At 60.9% G+C, this 16,615-nt stretch carries 14 protein-coding genes and 4 pseudogenes; 12 read left to right on the top strand and 6 right to left on the bottom strand.

Annotated elements, in window-relative coordinates:
- Window positions 1-88 precede the first annotated feature (88 nt).
- Together dnaN and recF are read left to right on the top strand one after the other, a co-directional pair.
- The gene (dnaN, locus tag ACZ1HK_RS14545; RefSeq protein WP_472629295.1) at window positions 89-1,207 is read left to right on the top strand and encodes a DNA polymerase III subunit beta; all 1,119 of its coding nucleotides are present in this window, start codon (window positions 89-91) and stop codon (window positions 1,205-1,207) included.
- A 59-nt stretch (window positions 1,208-1,266) separates the two neighbouring features.
- Window positions 1,267-2,373, top strand: a complete 1,107-nt coding sequence (gene recF, locus ACZ1HK_RS14540) for a DNA replication/repair protein RecF (RefSeq protein WP_472629294.1) — start codon at window positions 1,267-1,269, stop codon at window positions 2,371-2,373.
- Window positions 2,374-2,392: 19 nt separating this feature from the next.
- Here recF and ACZ1HK_RS14535 read toward each other — a convergent pair whose 3' ends face one another.
- Window positions 2,393-2,956 carry a helix-turn-helix transcriptional regulator gene (locus ACZ1HK_RS14535; RefSeq protein WP_472629293.1) on the bottom strand — a complete coding sequence of 188 codons (564 nt, stop codon included), beginning with the start codon at window positions 2,954-2,956 and terminating at the stop codon, window positions 2,393-2,395.
- 473 nt (window positions 2,957-3,429) lie between these two features.
- Between ACZ1HK_RS14535 and ACZ1HK_RS14530 the strand changes: the two genes are divergently transcribed.
- The 6 genes and pseudogenes from ACZ1HK_RS14530 (at window position 3,430) to ACZ1HK_RS14505 (ending at window position 8,937) form a co-directional block, all read left to right on the top strand.
- Window positions 3,430-3,753 (top strand): hypothetical protein, encoded by a 324-nt coding sequence (locus ACZ1HK_RS14530; protein WP_472629292.1) that lies wholly within the window; start codon window positions 3,430-3,432, stop codon window positions 3,751-3,753.
- 212 nt (window positions 3,754-3,965) lie between these two features.
- A pseudogene (gene gyrB, locus ACZ1HK_RS14525) lies at window positions 3,966-6,385 on the top strand (DNA topoisomerase (ATP-hydrolyzing) subunit B).
- 103 nt (window positions 6,386-6,488) lie between these two features.
- A complete protein-coding gene (locus ACZ1HK_RS14520; protein ID WP_472629291.1) occupies window positions 6,489-7,145 on the top strand; it encodes a DUF2461 domain-containing protein in 657 nt (218 codons plus the stop codon).
- 427 nt (window positions 7,146-7,572) lie between these two features.
- Complete coding sequence (locus tag ACZ1HK_RS14515) at window positions 7,573-8,007, top strand: hypothetical protein (RefSeq protein WP_472629290.1); 435 nt, start codon at window positions 7,573-7,575, stop codon at window positions 8,005-8,007.
- Between the two features lie 97 nt (window positions 8,008-8,104).
- Window positions 8,105-8,503 carry a curli-like amyloid fiber formation chaperone CsgH gene (csgH, locus tag ACZ1HK_RS14510; RefSeq protein ID WP_472629289.1) on the top strand — a complete coding sequence of 133 codons (399 nt, stop codon included), beginning with the start codon at window positions 8,105-8,107 and terminating at the stop codon, window positions 8,501-8,503.
- 65 nt (window positions 8,504-8,568) lie between these two features.
- Entirely contained in the window at window positions 8,569-8,937 is a 369-nt protein-coding gene (locus ACZ1HK_RS14505) for a hypothetical protein (RefSeq protein ID WP_472629288.1), read from the top strand.
- Between the two features lie 256 nt (window positions 8,938-9,193).
- Here ACZ1HK_RS14505 and ACZ1HK_RS14500 read toward each other — a convergent pair whose 3' ends face one another.
- Complete coding sequence (locus ACZ1HK_RS14500) at window positions 9,194-9,328, bottom strand: hypothetical protein (protein ID WP_472629287.1); 135 nt, start codon at window positions 9,326-9,328, stop codon at window positions 9,194-9,196.
- Between the two features lie 936 nt (window positions 9,329-10,264).
- Window positions 10,265-10,477 carry a hypothetical protein gene (locus ACZ1HK_RS14495; RefSeq protein WP_472629286.1) on the bottom strand — a complete coding sequence of 71 codons (213 nt, stop codon included), beginning with the start codon at window positions 10,475-10,477 and terminating at the stop codon, window positions 10,265-10,267.
- A 103-nt stretch (window positions 10,478-10,580) separates the two neighbouring features.
- Here ACZ1HK_RS14495 and ACZ1HK_RS14490 point away from each other — a divergent pair, with 103 nt between their 5' ends.
- Window positions 10,581-11,861, top strand: coding sequence for a Hint domain-containing protein (locus ACZ1HK_RS14490; RefSeq protein ID WP_472629285.1), 1,281 nt, complete (start codon window positions 10,581-10,583; stop codon window positions 11,859-11,861).
- Between the two features lie 113 nt (window positions 11,862-11,974).
- Here the strand turns inward: ACZ1HK_RS14490 and trhO are convergent.
- The 3 genes and pseudogenes from trhO to ACZ1HK_RS14475 all read right to left on the bottom strand — a co-directional run bounded on the left by trhO (window position 11,975) and on the right by ACZ1HK_RS14475 (window position 14,130).
- Window positions 11,975-12,875: pseudogene (trhO, locus tag ACZ1HK_RS14485) on the bottom strand (oxygen-dependent tRNA uridine(34) hydroxylase TrhO).
- A gap of 615 nt (window positions 12,876-13,490) precedes the next feature.
- The gene (locus ACZ1HK_RS14480) at window positions 13,491-13,670 is read right to left on the bottom strand and encodes a hypothetical protein (RefSeq protein ID WP_472629284.1); all 180 of its coding nucleotides are present in this window, start codon (window positions 13,668-13,670) and stop codon (window positions 13,491-13,493) included.
- A 229-nt stretch (window positions 13,671-13,899) separates the two neighbouring features.
- On the bottom strand, window positions 13,900-14,130 hold the full coding sequence (locus ACZ1HK_RS14475) for a hypothetical protein (protein WP_472629283.1): 231 nt from the start codon (window positions 14,128-14,130) through the stop codon (window positions 13,900-13,902).
- A gap of 121 nt (window positions 14,131-14,251) precedes the next feature.
- Here ACZ1HK_RS14475 and pncA point away from each other — a divergent pair.
- From pncA to ACZ1HK_RS14460, 3 genes and pseudogenes are all read left to right on the top strand, one after another.
- Window positions 14,252-14,849, top strand: a pseudogene (gene pncA / locus ACZ1HK_RS14470) (bifunctional nicotinamidase/pyrazinamidase).
- 28 nt (window positions 14,850-14,877) lie between these two features.
- Window positions 14,878-15,159 carry a hypothetical protein gene (locus ACZ1HK_RS14465; protein ID WP_472629282.1) on the top strand — a complete coding sequence of 94 codons (282 nt, stop codon included), beginning with the start codon at window positions 14,878-14,880 and terminating at the stop codon, window positions 15,157-15,159.
- A gap of 290 nt (window positions 15,160-15,449) precedes the next feature.
- A pseudogene (locus ACZ1HK_RS14460) lies at window positions 15,450-16,579 on the top strand (serine/threonine protein kinase).
- Window positions 16,580-16,615: the final 36 nt, after the last annotated feature.

Genomic DNA, 16,615 nt, shown 5'->3' with positions numbered 1-16,615 from the left:
CTTGCAAGGCGAATTCTGCATAAACAACTTGCCATAGAACGGGGTCCGGGTCAGTCTCGCGGCCCCGCCATCTGTCGGAGCCAGGGACATGAAGCTTTCCATCGAACGCGCCACCCTTTTGCGCGCGGTCTCTCAGGCGCAATCCGTTGTGGAGCGTCGGAATACCATTCCGATCCTCGCCAATGTGCTGATCGAGGCCGAGGGTGACAGTGTCAGCTTCCGCGCCACGGACCTGGATATCGAGGTGGTCGACAAAGCCCCCGCCCAAGTCGAACGCGCCGGCGCAACGACGGTTTCGGCGGTCACCTTCCACGAAATCGTCCGCAAACTGCCAGACGGCGCATTGGTGAGCCTGTCTGAGGACAGCGCCGCAGGTCGTCTGACCATTGAAGCAGGCCGCTCCTCGTTCCAGCTGGCGACGCTGCCCCGCGAAGATTTCCCGGTCATGGCATCGACCGAATACGCCGCGAATTTCTCGTCCACCGCACCCGTATTGCGACGCCTTTTCGACAAGTCGAAATTCGCAATCTCGACGGAAGAGACTCGCTACTACCTCAACGGCGTGTATTTTCACATCGCAGATGGCGACAACGGAAAAGCCCTGCGCGCCGTAGCAACCGACGGCCATCGCCTCGCGCGCATCGACAGCGATCTGCCGGACGGCGCGGAAAGCATGCCGGGCGTCATTGTTCCCCGCAAAACCGTGGGTGAGCTGCGCAAGCTTCTCGACGATGACGACACGCAAATCGCCGTCTCGGTGTCCGAGACCAAGATCCGCTTCGCCACACCCGACATTACACTGACCTCCAAGGTCATCGACGGCACCTTCCCCGACTATACGCGCGTGATCCCCATGGGGAACACCCGCCGGATGGAAGTCGACGCGGGCGATTTCGCCAAGGCTGTGGACCGCGTGGCGACCGTCTCATCCGAACGCTCCCGCGCGGTGAAGATGGCATTGGACGAAGACCGTCTTGTCCTGTCCGTTAATGCGCCCGACGCTGGCAATGCAGAGGAAGAGTTGGCCGTGGCCTACGGCGACGAAAAGCTGGAGATCGGCTTCAACGCGAAATACCTGCTGGAAATCGCCAGCCAGGTGGACCGCGAGAATGCGGTCTTCATGTTCTCCTCCCCGGCTGAGCCCACGCTGATGCGCGAAGGCAATGACGAAAGCGCGATCTACGTCGTCATGCCGATGCGCGTTTGACGAATGGCCGACGCCTCCGGCGGGCATATTTTTAGAACAAAGATGAGCACGGTGGCGCGATGAGCAGGGTGTTCGTCGCAACACTAGCGCTCTCGCATTTCCGCTCCCATCGCAGGGTACGTCTCGAGTTGGACGGGCGGCCTGTGGCCTTGTTCGGCCCCAACGGGGCGGGCAAAACCAATCTGATGGAAGCGGTGTCGCTGCTGTCCCCCGGGCGCGGTCTGCGTCGCGCCTCCGCCGACGACATCATCCGGCGGCCAGAGGCGATCGGCTGGAAGATCAGCGCCGAAATCGAAGGCGCGGGCATAGGGCACGAGATCGCGCTGACCGCTGAACCCTCCCAAGCGCGTATCACCCAGATCGACGGAAAGAGCGCGCCGCAGGTGGCGCTGGCAAAGCTGCTGCGCATCGTTTGGCTGGTGCCCTCACAAGATCGGCTCTGGATGGAGGGGGCAGATGGGCGGCGACGGTTTCTTGACCGCATTACGCTCAGCTTTCTGCCTGACCATGCCGAGGCTGTGCTGACCTACGAAAAGGCGATGCGCGAACGCAATCGCCTGCTCAAGGACGATATCCGCGACCCGGCCTGGTACCGCGCGCTGGAAGCTCAGATGGCCGAAACCGGCATTCGGATTGTGGAAGGCCGTGAACTCGCCCTGAACCGCATCGCGGCCGCGCAGAACGATGCCGCAACCGCCTTTCCAGCCGCAGACCTCAATATCGAGGTCGAAACACCCTGCCGCAGCGTGGCGGATTTTGAGGCCGCCTTCGCCGACTCTCGCCCCCGCGACATTGCCGCCGGGCGCACCCTTGTCGGCCCTCACCGCGCGGATATGGCCGCCATCTATCGCGACAAGGGTGTCGCTGCCAAACAATGCTCAACGGGTGAGCAGAAGGCGCTGCTGATCTCGCTCATCCTTGCCAATGCCCGCGCCCTCAAGGCCGAGACCGGAACGGCGCCTTTGGTTCTGCTGGACGAGGTCGCGGCGCATCTGGACGCAGATCGTCGCGCTTCACTGTTTGATGAGATCTGCGCGCTCGAGGCACAGGCATGGATGACCGGGACTGGCCCAGAATTATTCACCGAGCTTGGGCCGCGTGCGCAGACTTTTTCGGTTTACGACGGGGTCGACGGCAGTGGCGTGGATGAAGTCAGCTTGACGTGAAACCACCCAAGGCCAGGATTCAACTCGCGTGCGCCAATACGAAGGGCGCGCGCGGGGCCGTTGGCTGCTCCATCGGCCGGTCCTTTACTGCGTCGACACCTTGCAGCAACTCCTCGACGAGGAAGGCAATCAATTGCTGGCGGTTGGCAAAGCCCGACTTGCGGTAGATCGCATTCATCTGGCTTTTCACCGTGGCGGCTGACGTCCCGCGCAACGCGCCAATCTCGGCGTTCGAAAAGCCCTTCATGGCGTAAATCGCAATCTCGGATTCCGATGTGGACAGGTCCCAATCTCGGAACAGCGCTTCCACCTGAAGCTGGTAGTTTCCGGAAACCGCGCCAATTTGCTGGTCGAGCCGCTCGATCACCGCTTGGTTGCGGCGGATGAACAGCACCGTGATCGCGGGTCCCAAGGTCAGGCTAATGCTGGCCAGGATCATGACGCTCTCCTCAACCACAAATGGCAAGTGCTGCGCGCCAGAGGTCAGCGATCCACGGAGAAGGCTGGCAAGGAAGATTGCCGAACAGGCCAATTGAAACCCGAGAATCGCGAACATGAACAACCGATGTGCAGCTGCATTCATGGGGTCAGACTCCTCGACCGCTGTGTGTATTCGCGGCCATTGCGCCGCAAAATGTCGTGCTCAAACGTCATTCCACTCATCGATTCTTTCGGGCACCGGAGATCTGCCGGATCTCTGTATGGACGGCACATTTTCTTAATCTTCCGTTAAACACTCGCATCCTAATTGGGCGGAGATATGGCGGATCTGTGTTGACCCCAAAACGCACGATAAAACACAATTTTCACCATAAAAATAAGCGCCTTCTACCCTAGGGTGGACCGTGTAGATGCAGGCTCGGAAAAGGGCGCAATATGGCAGAACTTGGGCGCCAAGGCCGATCTCGACACTCCGTTCGGGCCGCTTACCAACCCAGGGTGTAAACCGCTCTTTTCGACCATGGGGGCAATACCCCACCCGGCCTTCAACAGCGAAAGTGGCCTCAATCTGCAGCTGCCCCGTCTGCACGGCATAGTACCAACGAAGGTCCCAACATGTTCGATCTTGCTTTCGACCGCCAAGAATGGTCACCGAGCGCAATCGCCGATGACCGCAAATCCTCGGTCACCCAGTCTGAGCTCAAATCCATGTTCCAGGATGTGCTTCAGAAAGCACCCAGCCTCGACGATTTCTGCATCCCCGCAGTGACCGCGTCCCCGACGGAGCGCCTCGCAAGGATTGCGCGGCGTCGTCGCCTCGAGGCGCTTGCAGCCCATTACAACGCCAAACTTGAAGCCGTGCGCCGCGAAGACGCCGAGATGCTGGCCAAGGCGCAGGCCTTCTTCGAACAACCGGCGCTGACCGAAACAGCACACTGATATCAGAACTCCAGTAGGCTTTCCGGCTACATGGCAGCCAGCGCGGAAGGCGGAAAAAACGGTGCACATCGTGCCCCGTTTTTTTGTGTCCGCAGGGGGCCGGTTCCCTATTGCACTGGGCCTGCTGCACTTCCCCCAAATCTTGTGCCAATCGCGTGACATCCTGCCCCGAAATGCGTATATATTGCGCAACAAAACGGGACAAAAATCACATGGCAGAGCAAACCCCGACACCGGAAGATTACGGCGCCGATTCCATCAAGGTTCTCAAAGGCTTGGAGGCGGTTCGAAAGCGCCCAGGCATGTATATCGGCGACACCGACGATGGCTCGGGCCTGCACCACATGGTCTATGAGGTCGTGGACAACGGTATTGATGAGGCTTTGGCCGGCCACGCCGACGCCGTAACCGTCACGATCCACGCCGATAGCAGCGTATCCGTCAGCGACAATGGCCGCGGTATTCCCGTGGGCATTCACGAGGAAGAAGGCGTCTCCGCCGCCGAGGTCATCATGACCCAGCTGCACGCGGGCGGGAAATTCGACAGCAATTCCTACAAAGTCTCCGGCGGACTGCACGGCGTGGGCGTTTCGGTCGTCAACGCGCTTTCCGATTGGCTGGAACTGCGCATCTGGCGCGACGGCAAGGAACACATCGCCCGCTTTGAGCGTGGCGATACCGTCAAGCATCTGGAGGTTGTCGGTGACGCGGGCGGCAAAACTGGCACCGAAGTGCGCTTCATGGCCTCCACATCAACCTTCTCGAACCTCGACTATGTCTTCAAGACGCTCGAAAACCGTCTGCGTGAGCTGGCCTTCCTGAATTCCGGCGTCCGCATCATCTTGCGCGATGAACGACCCGCGGACGCTTTGGAAAGCGATCTCTTCTACGAAGGCGGCGTGCGCGAATTCGTCCGCTACCTCGACCGTTCCAAAACCTCCGCCATGGAAGAGCCGATTTTCATTACCGGTGAAAAGGACGAAATCGGCGTCGAAGTCGCCATGTGGTGGAACGACAGCTACCACGAGACCGTGCTGCCCTTCACCAACAACATCCCGCAGCGCGATGGCGGGACCCATCTGGCGGGCTTTCGCGGCGCGCTGACCCGCACGATCAACCTCTACGCGCAATCCTCTGGCATCGCGAAGAAAGAGAAGGTGAATTTCACCGGCGACGACGCGCGCGAGGGGCTGACTTGCGTGTTGTCCGTGAAAGTGCCCGACCCGAAATTCAGCTCCCAGACCAAAGACAAGCTGGTGTCGTCCGAGGTTCGCCCCGCAGTCGAAGGACTTGTAAACGAGAAGCTTCAGGAATGGTTTGAAGAGCACCCGCAAGAGGCGCGCGTGATCGTCACCAAGATCATCGAGGCCGCCGTCGCCCGCGAAGCCGCCCGCAAGGCGCGCGAACTCACCCGGCGCAAGACGGCGATGGATGTCGCCTCGCTGCCCGGCAAACTGGCCGATTGTCAGGAGAAAGACCCCGCCAAATCCGAAATCTTCCTGGTGGAGGGTGACAGCGCCGGTGGCTCCGCCAAACAGGGCCGCTCGCGCCACAATCAGGCTGTCCTGCCTCTGCGCGGCAAGATCCTGAACGTCGAACGCGCCCGCTTTGATCGGATGCTCGGATCGCAGGAAATCGGCACGCTCATTACCGCGCTCGGCACCGGCATCGGCCGGGATGAGTTCAACATCGAGAAGCTGCGTTACCACAAGATCGTCATCATGACGGATGCCGATGTCGACGGCGCACATATCCGCACGCTGCTGCTGACGTTCTTCTTCCGCCAAATGCCCCAGATCATCGAGGCCGGGAATCTCTACATCGCGCAACCGCCGCTCTACAAAGTCAGCCGCGGCAAGTCCGAGGTCTACCTCAAGGATCAGGCCGCGCTAGAGGATTACCTCGTCGCCCAAGGCATCGAAGGCGCGTCTCTACGCCTGCCCTCCGGCGAGGAGATTGCAGGCCAAGACCTCGCCCGCGTCGTCGAGGGCGCACGCAACTTCAAGCGCATCCTCGATGCCTTCCCCACCCATTACCCCCGCCACATCGTCGAACAGGCCGCCATCGCGGGCGCCTTCGACCCCGGCAAGGCCGACAGCGACTTGCAGGGCGTGGCCGATGACGTGGCCAAACGGCTCGATCTAGTGGCCGTTGAATATGAACGCGGCTGGCAAGGGCGCATCACCCAGGATCATGGCATCCGGCTCAGTCCCGCGTCCTGCGCGGCGTGGAAGAAATCCGCACCCTCGATGGGGCTGTCCTCCGCTCCGGCGAGGCGCGTAAACTCAGCGAAGTCTCCCAAGACACGCGCAGCGTTTATCGCGAGCCCTCAACCCTCGCCCGCAAAGACCGCGAGCAACTGATCCACGGCCCCACGGAACTCCTGCAGGCCATCCTCGACGAAGGCGCCAAGGGCCAGCAAATGCAGCGCTACAAAGGTCTGGGTGAGATGAACCCCGACCAACTTTGGGAAACCACCCTAGATCCAGAGGCACGCACCCTCCTGCAAGTGAAGATCGAGGACCTCGCCGAGGCGGACGACATCTTCACCAAGCTGATGGGCGACGTGGTGGAACCCCGGCGGGAGTTCATTCAGGCGAATGCGCTGAGTGTGGAGAACCTCGACTTCTAGCCATCACCGCGCGGCGCCTCCCACAATGGCCATCATGACCGAACCGTAGGGCGGGACTTGTCTCGCCACACGCGTTACCCTCCCCCAAAACGGAGGCCCCCATATGTCTGACGGTTTCGCCGAGATGATCACCCGCGCCAACGGGTTCTTCACCGACCTGCGCGCAAACAACACCCGCGACTTCTACGAGGCCCACAAAGCCACCTACACTGCGGAGATCAAGAAGCCCGCCGAACTTCTCGCAGACCTCTTCGCCGAAGACCTCGCCAAGCACACCGGCCGCGCCCACAAGCCCAAAGTCTTCCGTATCCACCGTGACGTGCGCTTCTCCAAGGACAAGACGCCGTACAACACGCACCTGCATCTGCTCTGGTCCCAGCCCAGCCAAGCCCCCACGCCCGCGTGGTTCTTCGGTGCCTCGCCCGACTACCTCATCCTCGGCATGGGGCTAATGCATCTCGAAAAAGACAGCCTCACCGCCTACCGCAATATGGTTGACCGTCATGGCGACAACCTGACTGACGCGATGGACGCATCCGGTGCAACGCTCTCCGACTGGGGGCCGGACCCGCTCAAGCGCGTGCCTAAACCGTTCGACCCGGACCATCCCCATGCGGAGCTGCTCAAGCGCAAGGCCTTCGCCCTGTCCGCCGATCTGCCGGGCGGCTGGCAAGAAGCCGGCCTTCTCAAGACGCTCAATGCGATGATTCCACCGCTTCTGCCCGCCTGGAGGATTCTCCACGAGACCTTTCCGGGCTAAGCCGAAAATCCAAGTCGATTCGAATCATTCGTCAGAGGTAAGGCTAGCCTTACCTTAAGGGTCCCTTTATCCGAATCTTTCCCCTTACATGGTCGGCCAAGAACTGCGGGGAAACCTTACCTGCGCCGATGACACCCGATAACATCGCCATTTCATGGCCCTGTCAGAGTGCTATTGGGCAAGTATTTCGACGTTACGTCAGCCGCGTCGAGGTGTATTTTTAATTGTTATTTTTCAGCTACTTAATCCAATGACATCCGATAACATACCCCTGTTATGACCTTTCTTTTCGCTGAAATTGTCTGACGGGGCGGTTGGGGGCCATGTTCTGGTCATCGGCTCAACGGGGCACACCCCCAACCGGGCCAATAACACCTGAACCTGAAACACACACCTGAACCAAAACTTTATTTAAGGACTTCGACCCATGAAATTCGCACTCATCAAAACCGCTGCCGTTTCCGCCACTCTGATGGTTATCGCCGCTTCTTCCGCTTCCGCATGCAGCAACGCTGCTCTGACCCAGTTTGGTTGGGTTAACGGCGCAGGCATCACGCAGCTTGGCGCTTGCAACAACACCAGCGTTTACCAGGACGGCATTGGCAACGAAGCCATCGCCTTCACCGACGGCTTCGGCAACCAGACCGCTATCGGCCAGCAGGGCGTCGGCAACGGCTCCTACACCGAGCAGTATGGCTCCGGTAACGCAGTCGGCACGGCCCAGTTTGGCTTCAACAACACGGCAGACGCCGTTCAGGCCGGCAACGGCAACGCTCTGGGCATCATCCAGGTCGGCAACGGCAACAACGCCACTGCCACTCAGATCGGCAACGGCAACGTCGGCGTGATCATCCAGAACTAAGCCGACACCCTCCGGGGGCGGGATCCCCTTCTCCCCTTCACCCCGCCCCCGGATCCTCATTCCAAGACCAACCAGATTTTTTGAAAAGGACAGGCCAATGACCAAGTTTTCGAAATCCCGCACCGCTCTGGGCCTCGCCGCAATCAGCTCGGCCGTCCTGGGCTGCACCGCGATCTCGGCAGAACCCGCCGACCTGACCCGCGACGCCCATGCCCAAGCCGCAGCACCGGTCGCATGCGTGATCACCGCCGAAGCCCAGGGCTCCATGCTCACGCTGGCCCCCGTCGTTCAGGCATCCGAGGCCGTCTCCGGCATCTACAGCCTGCGCGTTGAAGGCCCCGGCACCCGCCTCAATCAGGGTGGACCCTTCTCGGCCCGCGCCGGTGAGACCGTAACGCTGGGTCGCATGATGACCTCCGGCTCGGCCTCCAGCCTCAACGCGGAACTGACCCTCACCATCGACGGGCGTGAATATCGCTGCCCCGCCGACCTCTAAACACGAAACCCTTTTCCAACCCCTTCAATTTTTCAAACACCACATTTTTCAAAGGAACCAAGCCCATGTTTAAGAAAGTCATTATCGCCGCCACTCTCGCCGCCACCACCGCCGTTGCAGCCCTGCCTGCCGCCGCCCAAGGCCAGATCAGCTTCGGCATCTCGGCCCAGACCCAGGAAGAGCGTGACCTGATCGCGCTGGGTCTGATCGGATACCAGATCGCCAACGGCGGAGACGCGGTTGAGATTCTCACCAACGCAGCCTCGGGTGGTGACATCGGTGTCGTCCATCAGGAAGGCAACGGCCACAACGGCTCCCTCGTACAGGGCGGTGGCGGCAATGCCGGCGGTCTCTTCCAGTTCGGCAACAACACCAACGGCGCCATCGCCCAGAACGGCAACGACGGCGACCTCGTCTTCACCTTCGGCTGGTAAAGCGAACGGTTTTCCCTCGCACCCAGCCCTCAGTTCGGCCCCACGGGAACACTCCTTGGGGGCCGGAACCCCGGACGCCCAATCGACCCTAGCCCCCGTTTCCCCTGCAGGTTGGGCGTCCGGACCACAAAGTTTCAAGAATAGAGAGCGCCAAATCCTCCTCCCTGCCCTCTCTCTCCTCCCCCGGCGCTCTCTCCCCTCCTTCCCGAAAGGGAAGATCTCTGTCCCTCAGACGTGTCCCCAAACTCCCCGGCCCTCAGCGGTCGGGGGCTTTTTTGCGCTCGGTCAGCAGACCGCGCGATGCCACATGAGCCCCGCCGCGCGCCGCTCGCCGCATTCCTTCTGCAGCGTTCACCAGCACACTCTGCAATTCCGCAATCGTGCCCTTCATGCCCTTCTCATGCGTCGAAGGCCTGGGACAGCCGCCCTCGGATGCTCAGCGTCCATGCCGCGACTCGCCGTCTCCTTCGCCGTAGCCCTCGAATCGCTCTACTTCGCAAAACGCCATCGACGGCGAGGCGCGGCGTCTTTCCGATCATCGTGCATCGCTGTCGCGTGGCAGTATGCGCTGGACGCAGCCTGTCCATGGTTGTCTCGCCGACGCTGCCAGTCATGCTCACTCTCGACGTTCTCGGCTTCGGCCTCCGCGACACGTTCAAGCGCCGGCACGTTCGCCACGGGTGATATTGACAGATGTCATGGCATTCCGCGCCAAACCTTCAACGCCTGGATGCGCGCGACCACCTCCGCCGCATGGATGATCGGCCCAGCTGCCAGTTTCACGCTCGCAGGCAGCATCGGCCGCACGCAGTCTTCAACTGGCCGTGCGCTCGCGGTCACATGGGCGTTGGTTTGGCGGGTGGGCCTGCCCCAGACATCACGGCACCCGCACCGCCCAAACCTCCCGTTGACTTAAGCTCCGCGTCAACGGCCTCTGGTTCGCAGCCGCATTCATCTTCTGCGCCTCGATTGCCCATGAGCTCTGCAAGTTCTTGCCGCTCTTCTTCGTGCAAGAAGTCGGCCTGACTTGACTTCGCATCCGGATGCGATTCGGGTGAAAACGCTGGTGCAGATCCTGGCGATAGCCCCAACATCTGGCCTGTTCGCTCGGATAGCCTGATCCATCGTTAAGGATATGCACGCTAATCGCCGTGGTCGCGATCCTAACCTGTCCGCTGTGTAACGCGCCAAGCCAAATCTACCCTCGCGCATTGTTTCCAAGCGTTCGACTCAGCCTATGCGCCAGGATTGGGGCAAAAGTGTGCCCCAAGCCTCTTCGTTCCATCGGAACACGCAAGCCACAACCGTCTCTGGAACGCCTTGATGATCAACCGCCCGCCTCGATGCGCACGTCCCGGCTCATCGCCGAACTCACCGCTTTCGGGCCATTGTCCCACTCTCGTCCGCTGTCGCCGCGTGCGCGATACCGGTGCTGCTCATCGGCATTCAGCAGGGAAAACGCACATAATTTAAGCTGTTCTCCCGCTACCTTGTTAACCAATTTAGGCGGTTCACCGCCCGGCCCGGCGATCTTCGGCAATCCTCTGCCGCTCCCACACGTGCAGCACCCGCCACATTATTCCCCGGGATAGATGCCCTTACCTTCGCTATCGGTGGGGGCATGACACAGGGGTAATGTGACCATGCCTGTTTTCTTGAATCTGAACGCTGGAAATATCTTCGATCCGTCCTTTTGGGCGGCCCAGGATGTGTCTGCAGAAAGCACAATCAACGCCGTAGATGTGCCGGATACCGTGCAGATCATCATGGATGGCACCTCGATCACCTTCATCGACACCACCACAAACACCGCCACGACGTTCGCCGACAGCAACCTTGCGGGCGGCTCTTTCAGCAATTTCGTCGCCTTCCGCGGCAATGACGCCGACAATATCATCGGCGGCTCCGTCGGTCTGGACAGCTTCGGATATGTCGGTGGATCGGGCGACGACACTTTCACCGATGACGGCAGCGATGGCGGCCAAATCGACGGCGGGGGCGGCAACGACACTCTCATCGGCGGCATCGGCAACAACAACATCACTGGCGGCGAAGGCGATGACATCCTGCGGGGCGGGCAAGGCAACAACAATCTGTCCGGCGGGGCGGGGGCCGATACCCTGTTCGGCGAGGACGGCTCCGGCAATCTCGACGGGGGCGAAGGGGACGATCTGATCGTCACATCCGTCAACACAACCTTCGTGCAAGGCGGGTCGGGCGTGAACTCCATGATCATCCCCGAGGGCGCGACCATCTCGCCGTTCTCGCCCACGGGCGGACAAGTCATTGTCACCTTGCCCGATGGCTCCACCCGCCAATTCACCTACCTCAACATCCCGACCGAGAATATTTCGGTCATCTGCCTCGCCGCCGGAACGCGCGTGGCAACAGATCGTGGGCCGGTCGCTGTTGAGCATCTCAAACCCGGCGACACTGTCCTGACCATGACAGATGGGGCCCAGACCCTGCGCTGGGTCGGCCACAAAACCGTGCGGGGCGACGGCCCGCTCGCCCCCATCCGCTTCGCGCCCGGTGCCCTCGACAATGACCGCGCGCTCTACGTCTCGCCGCGCCACCGCATGCTGCTGCAAGACCCGAATTGCGAGATGCTGTTTGAAACCAACGCCGTCCTCTGTGCCGCGGTGCACCTGTGCGACGGCGGCAAGATCCGCCGCTCTCCCCGCCCGCTGGTGACCTATTTCCACCTGATGTTCGATCGCCACCAGATCATCTTTGCGGAGGGCACGCCGTGCGAAAGCCTGTTCGTGGGCGACTACCACATGACCAAGGACAAAGCGCTCTATGACGAGCTGCTCACCCTCTTTCCCGAGCTGGCCGATCCCGCTCATCCCGCGCGCGAACTGTCACATCGGGAGCTTCGCCCGTTCGAGATGGCCGCCCTGCGCGACTTTGAGGACGCCTGACCTTCTTTGTTCCATGAAAATGCAAATCTGTCCCGTCCGCACAGAACCGCGGTCAGCCGGTTTTAATCCTACGGGAGGGCGGGAGGGGCGACGCTGCAAGCGAGCGTCTCCCGTCATCCCCCCAGATGCGTCTCTCCGCGCGCCTTCGCCAATTCGATCTGCCGTTGCCGTTCCCGGAATCGCGCGCGGTCTGCCTCGGAATGCTCGGCCAAGCACAAATGGCACGAAACTCCTTCCTCGAACTCTGCCCGCGCGCGATCCTCGGGCACCAAAGCCCGCCGGCACGCGCGGCACAGGAAATGCTCCGTCTCTTCCAACCCGTGCCCCACGGCCACCCGTTCATCGAACACGAAACATCCGCCCTGCCACAGGCTCTCTTCCTCCGGCACCTCTTCCAGATATTTCAGGATACCGCCCTTCAGGTGGAACACATCCTCCACCCCCTGCGCCTTCAGAAACGCCGTTGATTTCTCGCACCGAATGCCGCCCGTGCAGAACATCGCGATCCGCTTGTTCCCGAACCGCTCCTTGTTCTCGTCCCACCATTTCGGAAAATCCCGAAAGCTCGTCGTCTCGGGGTCCACTGCCCCCTCGAACGTCCCAATCGCCACCTCGTAATCGTTCCGCGTATCAATCACCGCCACATCCGGCGCACTGATCAACGCGTTCCAATCGGCAGGGTCCACATGGGTCCCGACCGAGGTCGGATCCAACCCCGGCGCCCCCATCGTCACGATCTCTTTCTTCAGGCGCACCTTGAGCTTGTTGAACGGAGGCTCGTTCGCATGGCTCTCCTTCCACTCCAACCGCGGCAAACCCCGGCAAAGCCCGAATACGCGCCAGCACCGCATCGATCCCGTCCCGTGACCCCGCAATTGTCCCGTTGATCCCCTCCGGCGCGATCAACAACGAGCCCTTCACCCCAGTCTTGCACGCAACCTCCGCCAACGGTCCCTTCACGGCAGAAGGGTCCGGCACTTTGGCGAAATGGTAGAGGGCAGCAACGGTGAACATGCGGCGCGGCTTAATCGCACGCCTCCGCCCCGTCGCAATCTCGACCTCCCAGCGCATGATCTGTTTGTGCGAATGTCTGCGAGAACCACGTCCCGCTTGGCAACATAATCGCACTGATCGTGTAGGACCACCCTCGATCCGCAAATTCCAATGCTCATTCAAACGCTGCCAAGACGCTTGCTCAGGTCTGCAGCGGTTGACCTGATCTCGTCATCTGGCAGGCCCGGGTCGAACACGACTGAAGCATTGCTAATCGACCTGTAAGCGGATTTCGTCTTGGTCCAGCCAACCAAGCGCCAGTCGGTTAGCGGCGTTCGGCAATGCATCATGTGAAAAGCGCACCCCGCCAGGTCGCAGGACTCGCATCGCACAAAATACTGCAACCGCGATGAGCGGCTCGAGTGCGATTATGCCCGGCTCCGTCTTTCCGGGATCGTCGCAGACACATGGAAATATGCGCCAATGGCGCCGAACAACAGCAGGCAACAGAAGCATCGAAGCCAAGCATCAATGCTTCGTGCCGCGACCGAGATCTCGTCCACGACTATCGTCCACTTCGCACCGCTAGTCGCGCTCCATACGCTTAGAATCTCAGAGCGGCATCAATAGACCACGTTATCCTATGCCCGGAACGGCACGTTCTTTTTCTATCACACCGCCCACTGGCAACAATCCAACCGTCCCGCGCCTTCGGATGCGCTTAGCCGTCCCGGCATCGTACCCGGCCCGCCGCACAGTCTCCATCGTCAGGTCCTCATTCTCCGCCACAAATGTCTCGCTATCTTCGTCGCCCATTCTCTCGGCCACCAGCGACAGGAAAGCCAAAGTCAACGTCGCGTTGAACTTCTCCGGCGCGCCCGCCGCCGTGGCCGACGCCCGGATCCCATCCGCGATAGCGATGCGCCGCCTCGAAGAACTCCCACCGCCGCAAGCGCTGCATGGGCGGTCCCCAGATGATCCGCATGGCTGAACCCGGTGCACGGGATCTCCCCGGACAGGATCGTATCGAGCATGTGGTCGTAACTCACTGAAACTCCTCCTCCAGCCCATGGGCGTCAGCCGAGGTCAGCTCCAACCCATAGACCTCTCGCAACGCCTCGATCTTCCCACGCGTCTCCTCGCCGAACACCAGCTTTCCGTCGAACGCGTGCAGCGCCATGCACTCCACCAACTCGCTCATGGAAATATCCAGATATTCCGCCGTGCCCTTCAGCACCTTCACCATGCGCTTTTCCAACCGCAGGCCCGTCTGCATTCGTTCGATCTTTTTCATGGTGCCATGGTAAGATGATTCGTGTCGTGACAACAAGACAACAGATTGCGCCCACTCATCCAAAGCGTAAAAAGCGTAAATTGCCGGTCAAAGGAGCAACCCCATGACCCAAGCCCTCCTCGTCATCGACGTGCAAAATGACTTCTGCCCCGGCGGCGCACTTGCCGTGCCCGAAGGCGACGTGATCGTCCCCGGCATCAACGCCCTCATGGCCGATTTCCCTGCCGTCATCCTGACGCAGGATTGGCACCCGGCGGGCCATTCCTCCTTCGCCTCCACCCACAATGCCGAACCCATGAGCCTGACCGAAATGCCCTACGGCCCCCAGGTCCTCTGGCCCGACCACTGCATCCAGGGTTCCATCGGCGCGCAGTTCCACCCTGACCTCACTCACCCACCGCGCCGACCTTATCATCCGCAAGGGCTACAACCCCGCGATCGACAGCTATTCCGCGTTTTTTGAGAACGACCACAAAACGCCCACCGGCCTCGAAGGCTACCTGCAGACGCGCGGCATTACCGACCTGACGCTTGTTGGCCTCGCCACCGATTTCTGCGTGAACTTCTCCGCCGTCGATGCCGCAAAGCTCGGCTTCACCGTCACCGTCCGCACGGATCTTTGCCGCGCAATCGACTTCAATGGCTCCCTCGCAGCCGCGCATGAAGGCATGCAAGCAGAGGGCGTGAACCTTGAGGCATAAGGCAACCGCAGTCCTGTTGGCAGCATCCATGGCAACGCCGCTGTCCGCGACCACCTTTACCTGCCAACCAAGCGACGTGATCTCATTCCGCGGTGATCCGGAGTTCGTGAACAGTCGGATGGAGATGATCTACCTCCTCACCCCAAACGGGCAGGCTTTGGGTGTCACCGTCGATGTGCAGGGCGACGACAGATGGCAGTTCGAAGAGGACTACATCCTCCTCCGCGAAACCGAAGAGGGGAGGCCCACTGGATCCGCACCAATGCAGCCAATAACGGCCAACTTGCCCTGCCAACAAACGCCACACTGATGGCACTGCCAGAGGGCGAAACCTTCCGTGCAACTGTGCTGATGCAAGGCACAGATTTCGTGAACGCGACGCTCTATTCCTGCATGCATTCAGGGGCCTAAAGCGCCGCGCCCCAATCGATCGATCAAAGTGGTGTCGTGGCGCAAAATCCTATGCTAGCAAATCCACGGATTTCCGGCGATGGCGTCGCCGGTACGGGCCGTCCCAATCCTTTCACCCTCCTGCACGCCGGGACATCTGATCGGGAGATTGGACAGGTCCCTCTCCCCCTGTACGCGAAGGAGAGCTCCATGGCTTGGTCGCCCGACACAACAATCGTCAACAGCTGGAACGAATGGGATCCTTTGCGCCACGTCATCGTGGGCCGGGCTGATGATTGCCACATCCCGCCCGAAGAACCCGCGCTCGACGCCAAGGTGCCTGAGGACAGCGACATGCGCGGCCAGTGGGGCCGCCGTCCGCAGGAGACGATTGATCGCGCGAACGAGCTTGCTGGACAAGTTTCGCCAAACAGCTCGACCGACCGCGGCATCCGTGTCGATCGCCCCGACATCTATCGAGCACTCGCTCGCCTGTCAACAACGCCCGATTTCCATACCGACAGTCAGTTCGGCTGCATGCCGCCCCGCGACGTGCTCCTGACTGTCGGTTCAGAAATTCTTGAAGCAACGATGTCGTATCGCTGCCGCTGGTTCGAATACCTCAACTACCGTCCTCTCATGCAAAAATACTGGGAGGAAGACCCCAATTTCCGGCATGAGGCCGCGCCCAAGCCCCGCTTAACCGATGCCGATTACCACCCCGACTACCTCAGTCGGACAAAATCGGCGTCGAAAAGCGCCTTCAATGGGCGGCTGAGAAGTTCTTCGTCACGACCGAAGAAGAACCCCTGTTCGACGCCGCTGACGTCCTCCGTTTCGGCCGCGACCTCGTCGTGCAGCACGGCTTCACCACCAACCTCAAGGGCATCGAATGGCTCGCGCGCCACTTCCCCGATCACCGCGTGCACACGGTGAACTTCCCCGGCGACCCCTACCCGATCCACATCGATGCGACCTTCACGCCGCTGCGCCCGGGCCTGATCCTCAACAACCCGCAGCGCCGCCTCCCCGAAGATCAGCGCAAGCTGTTCAACGACAACGATTGGGAAATCGTCGACGCCGCGCAGCCCGCCCACAACGCACCCCCGCCGCTCTGCTATTCCTCCACCTGGCTTTCCATGAACGTCCTCGTCCTCGACCCAAAAACCGTCTGCGTCGAGGCGTCCGAGGTCTACCAGATGGAACAGATGGACAAGCTCGGGATGGAGGTCGTCCCCGTCGACCTCCGCGACGCCTATGCCTTCGGCGGCGGCCTGCATTGCTGCACCGCGGATGTGTATCGTGAGGGCACGCGCGAGGATTATTTCCCAAAACAATAGAAACCGCGCACCTATACCGGGCAACGGGGCCTCTGC

This window comes from Gymnodinialimonas sp. JB5-7 (assembly GCF_055693405.1).
Note: the sequence above shows the minus strand (reverse complement) of the source record. Positions and strands in the feature narration are given on the sequence as shown.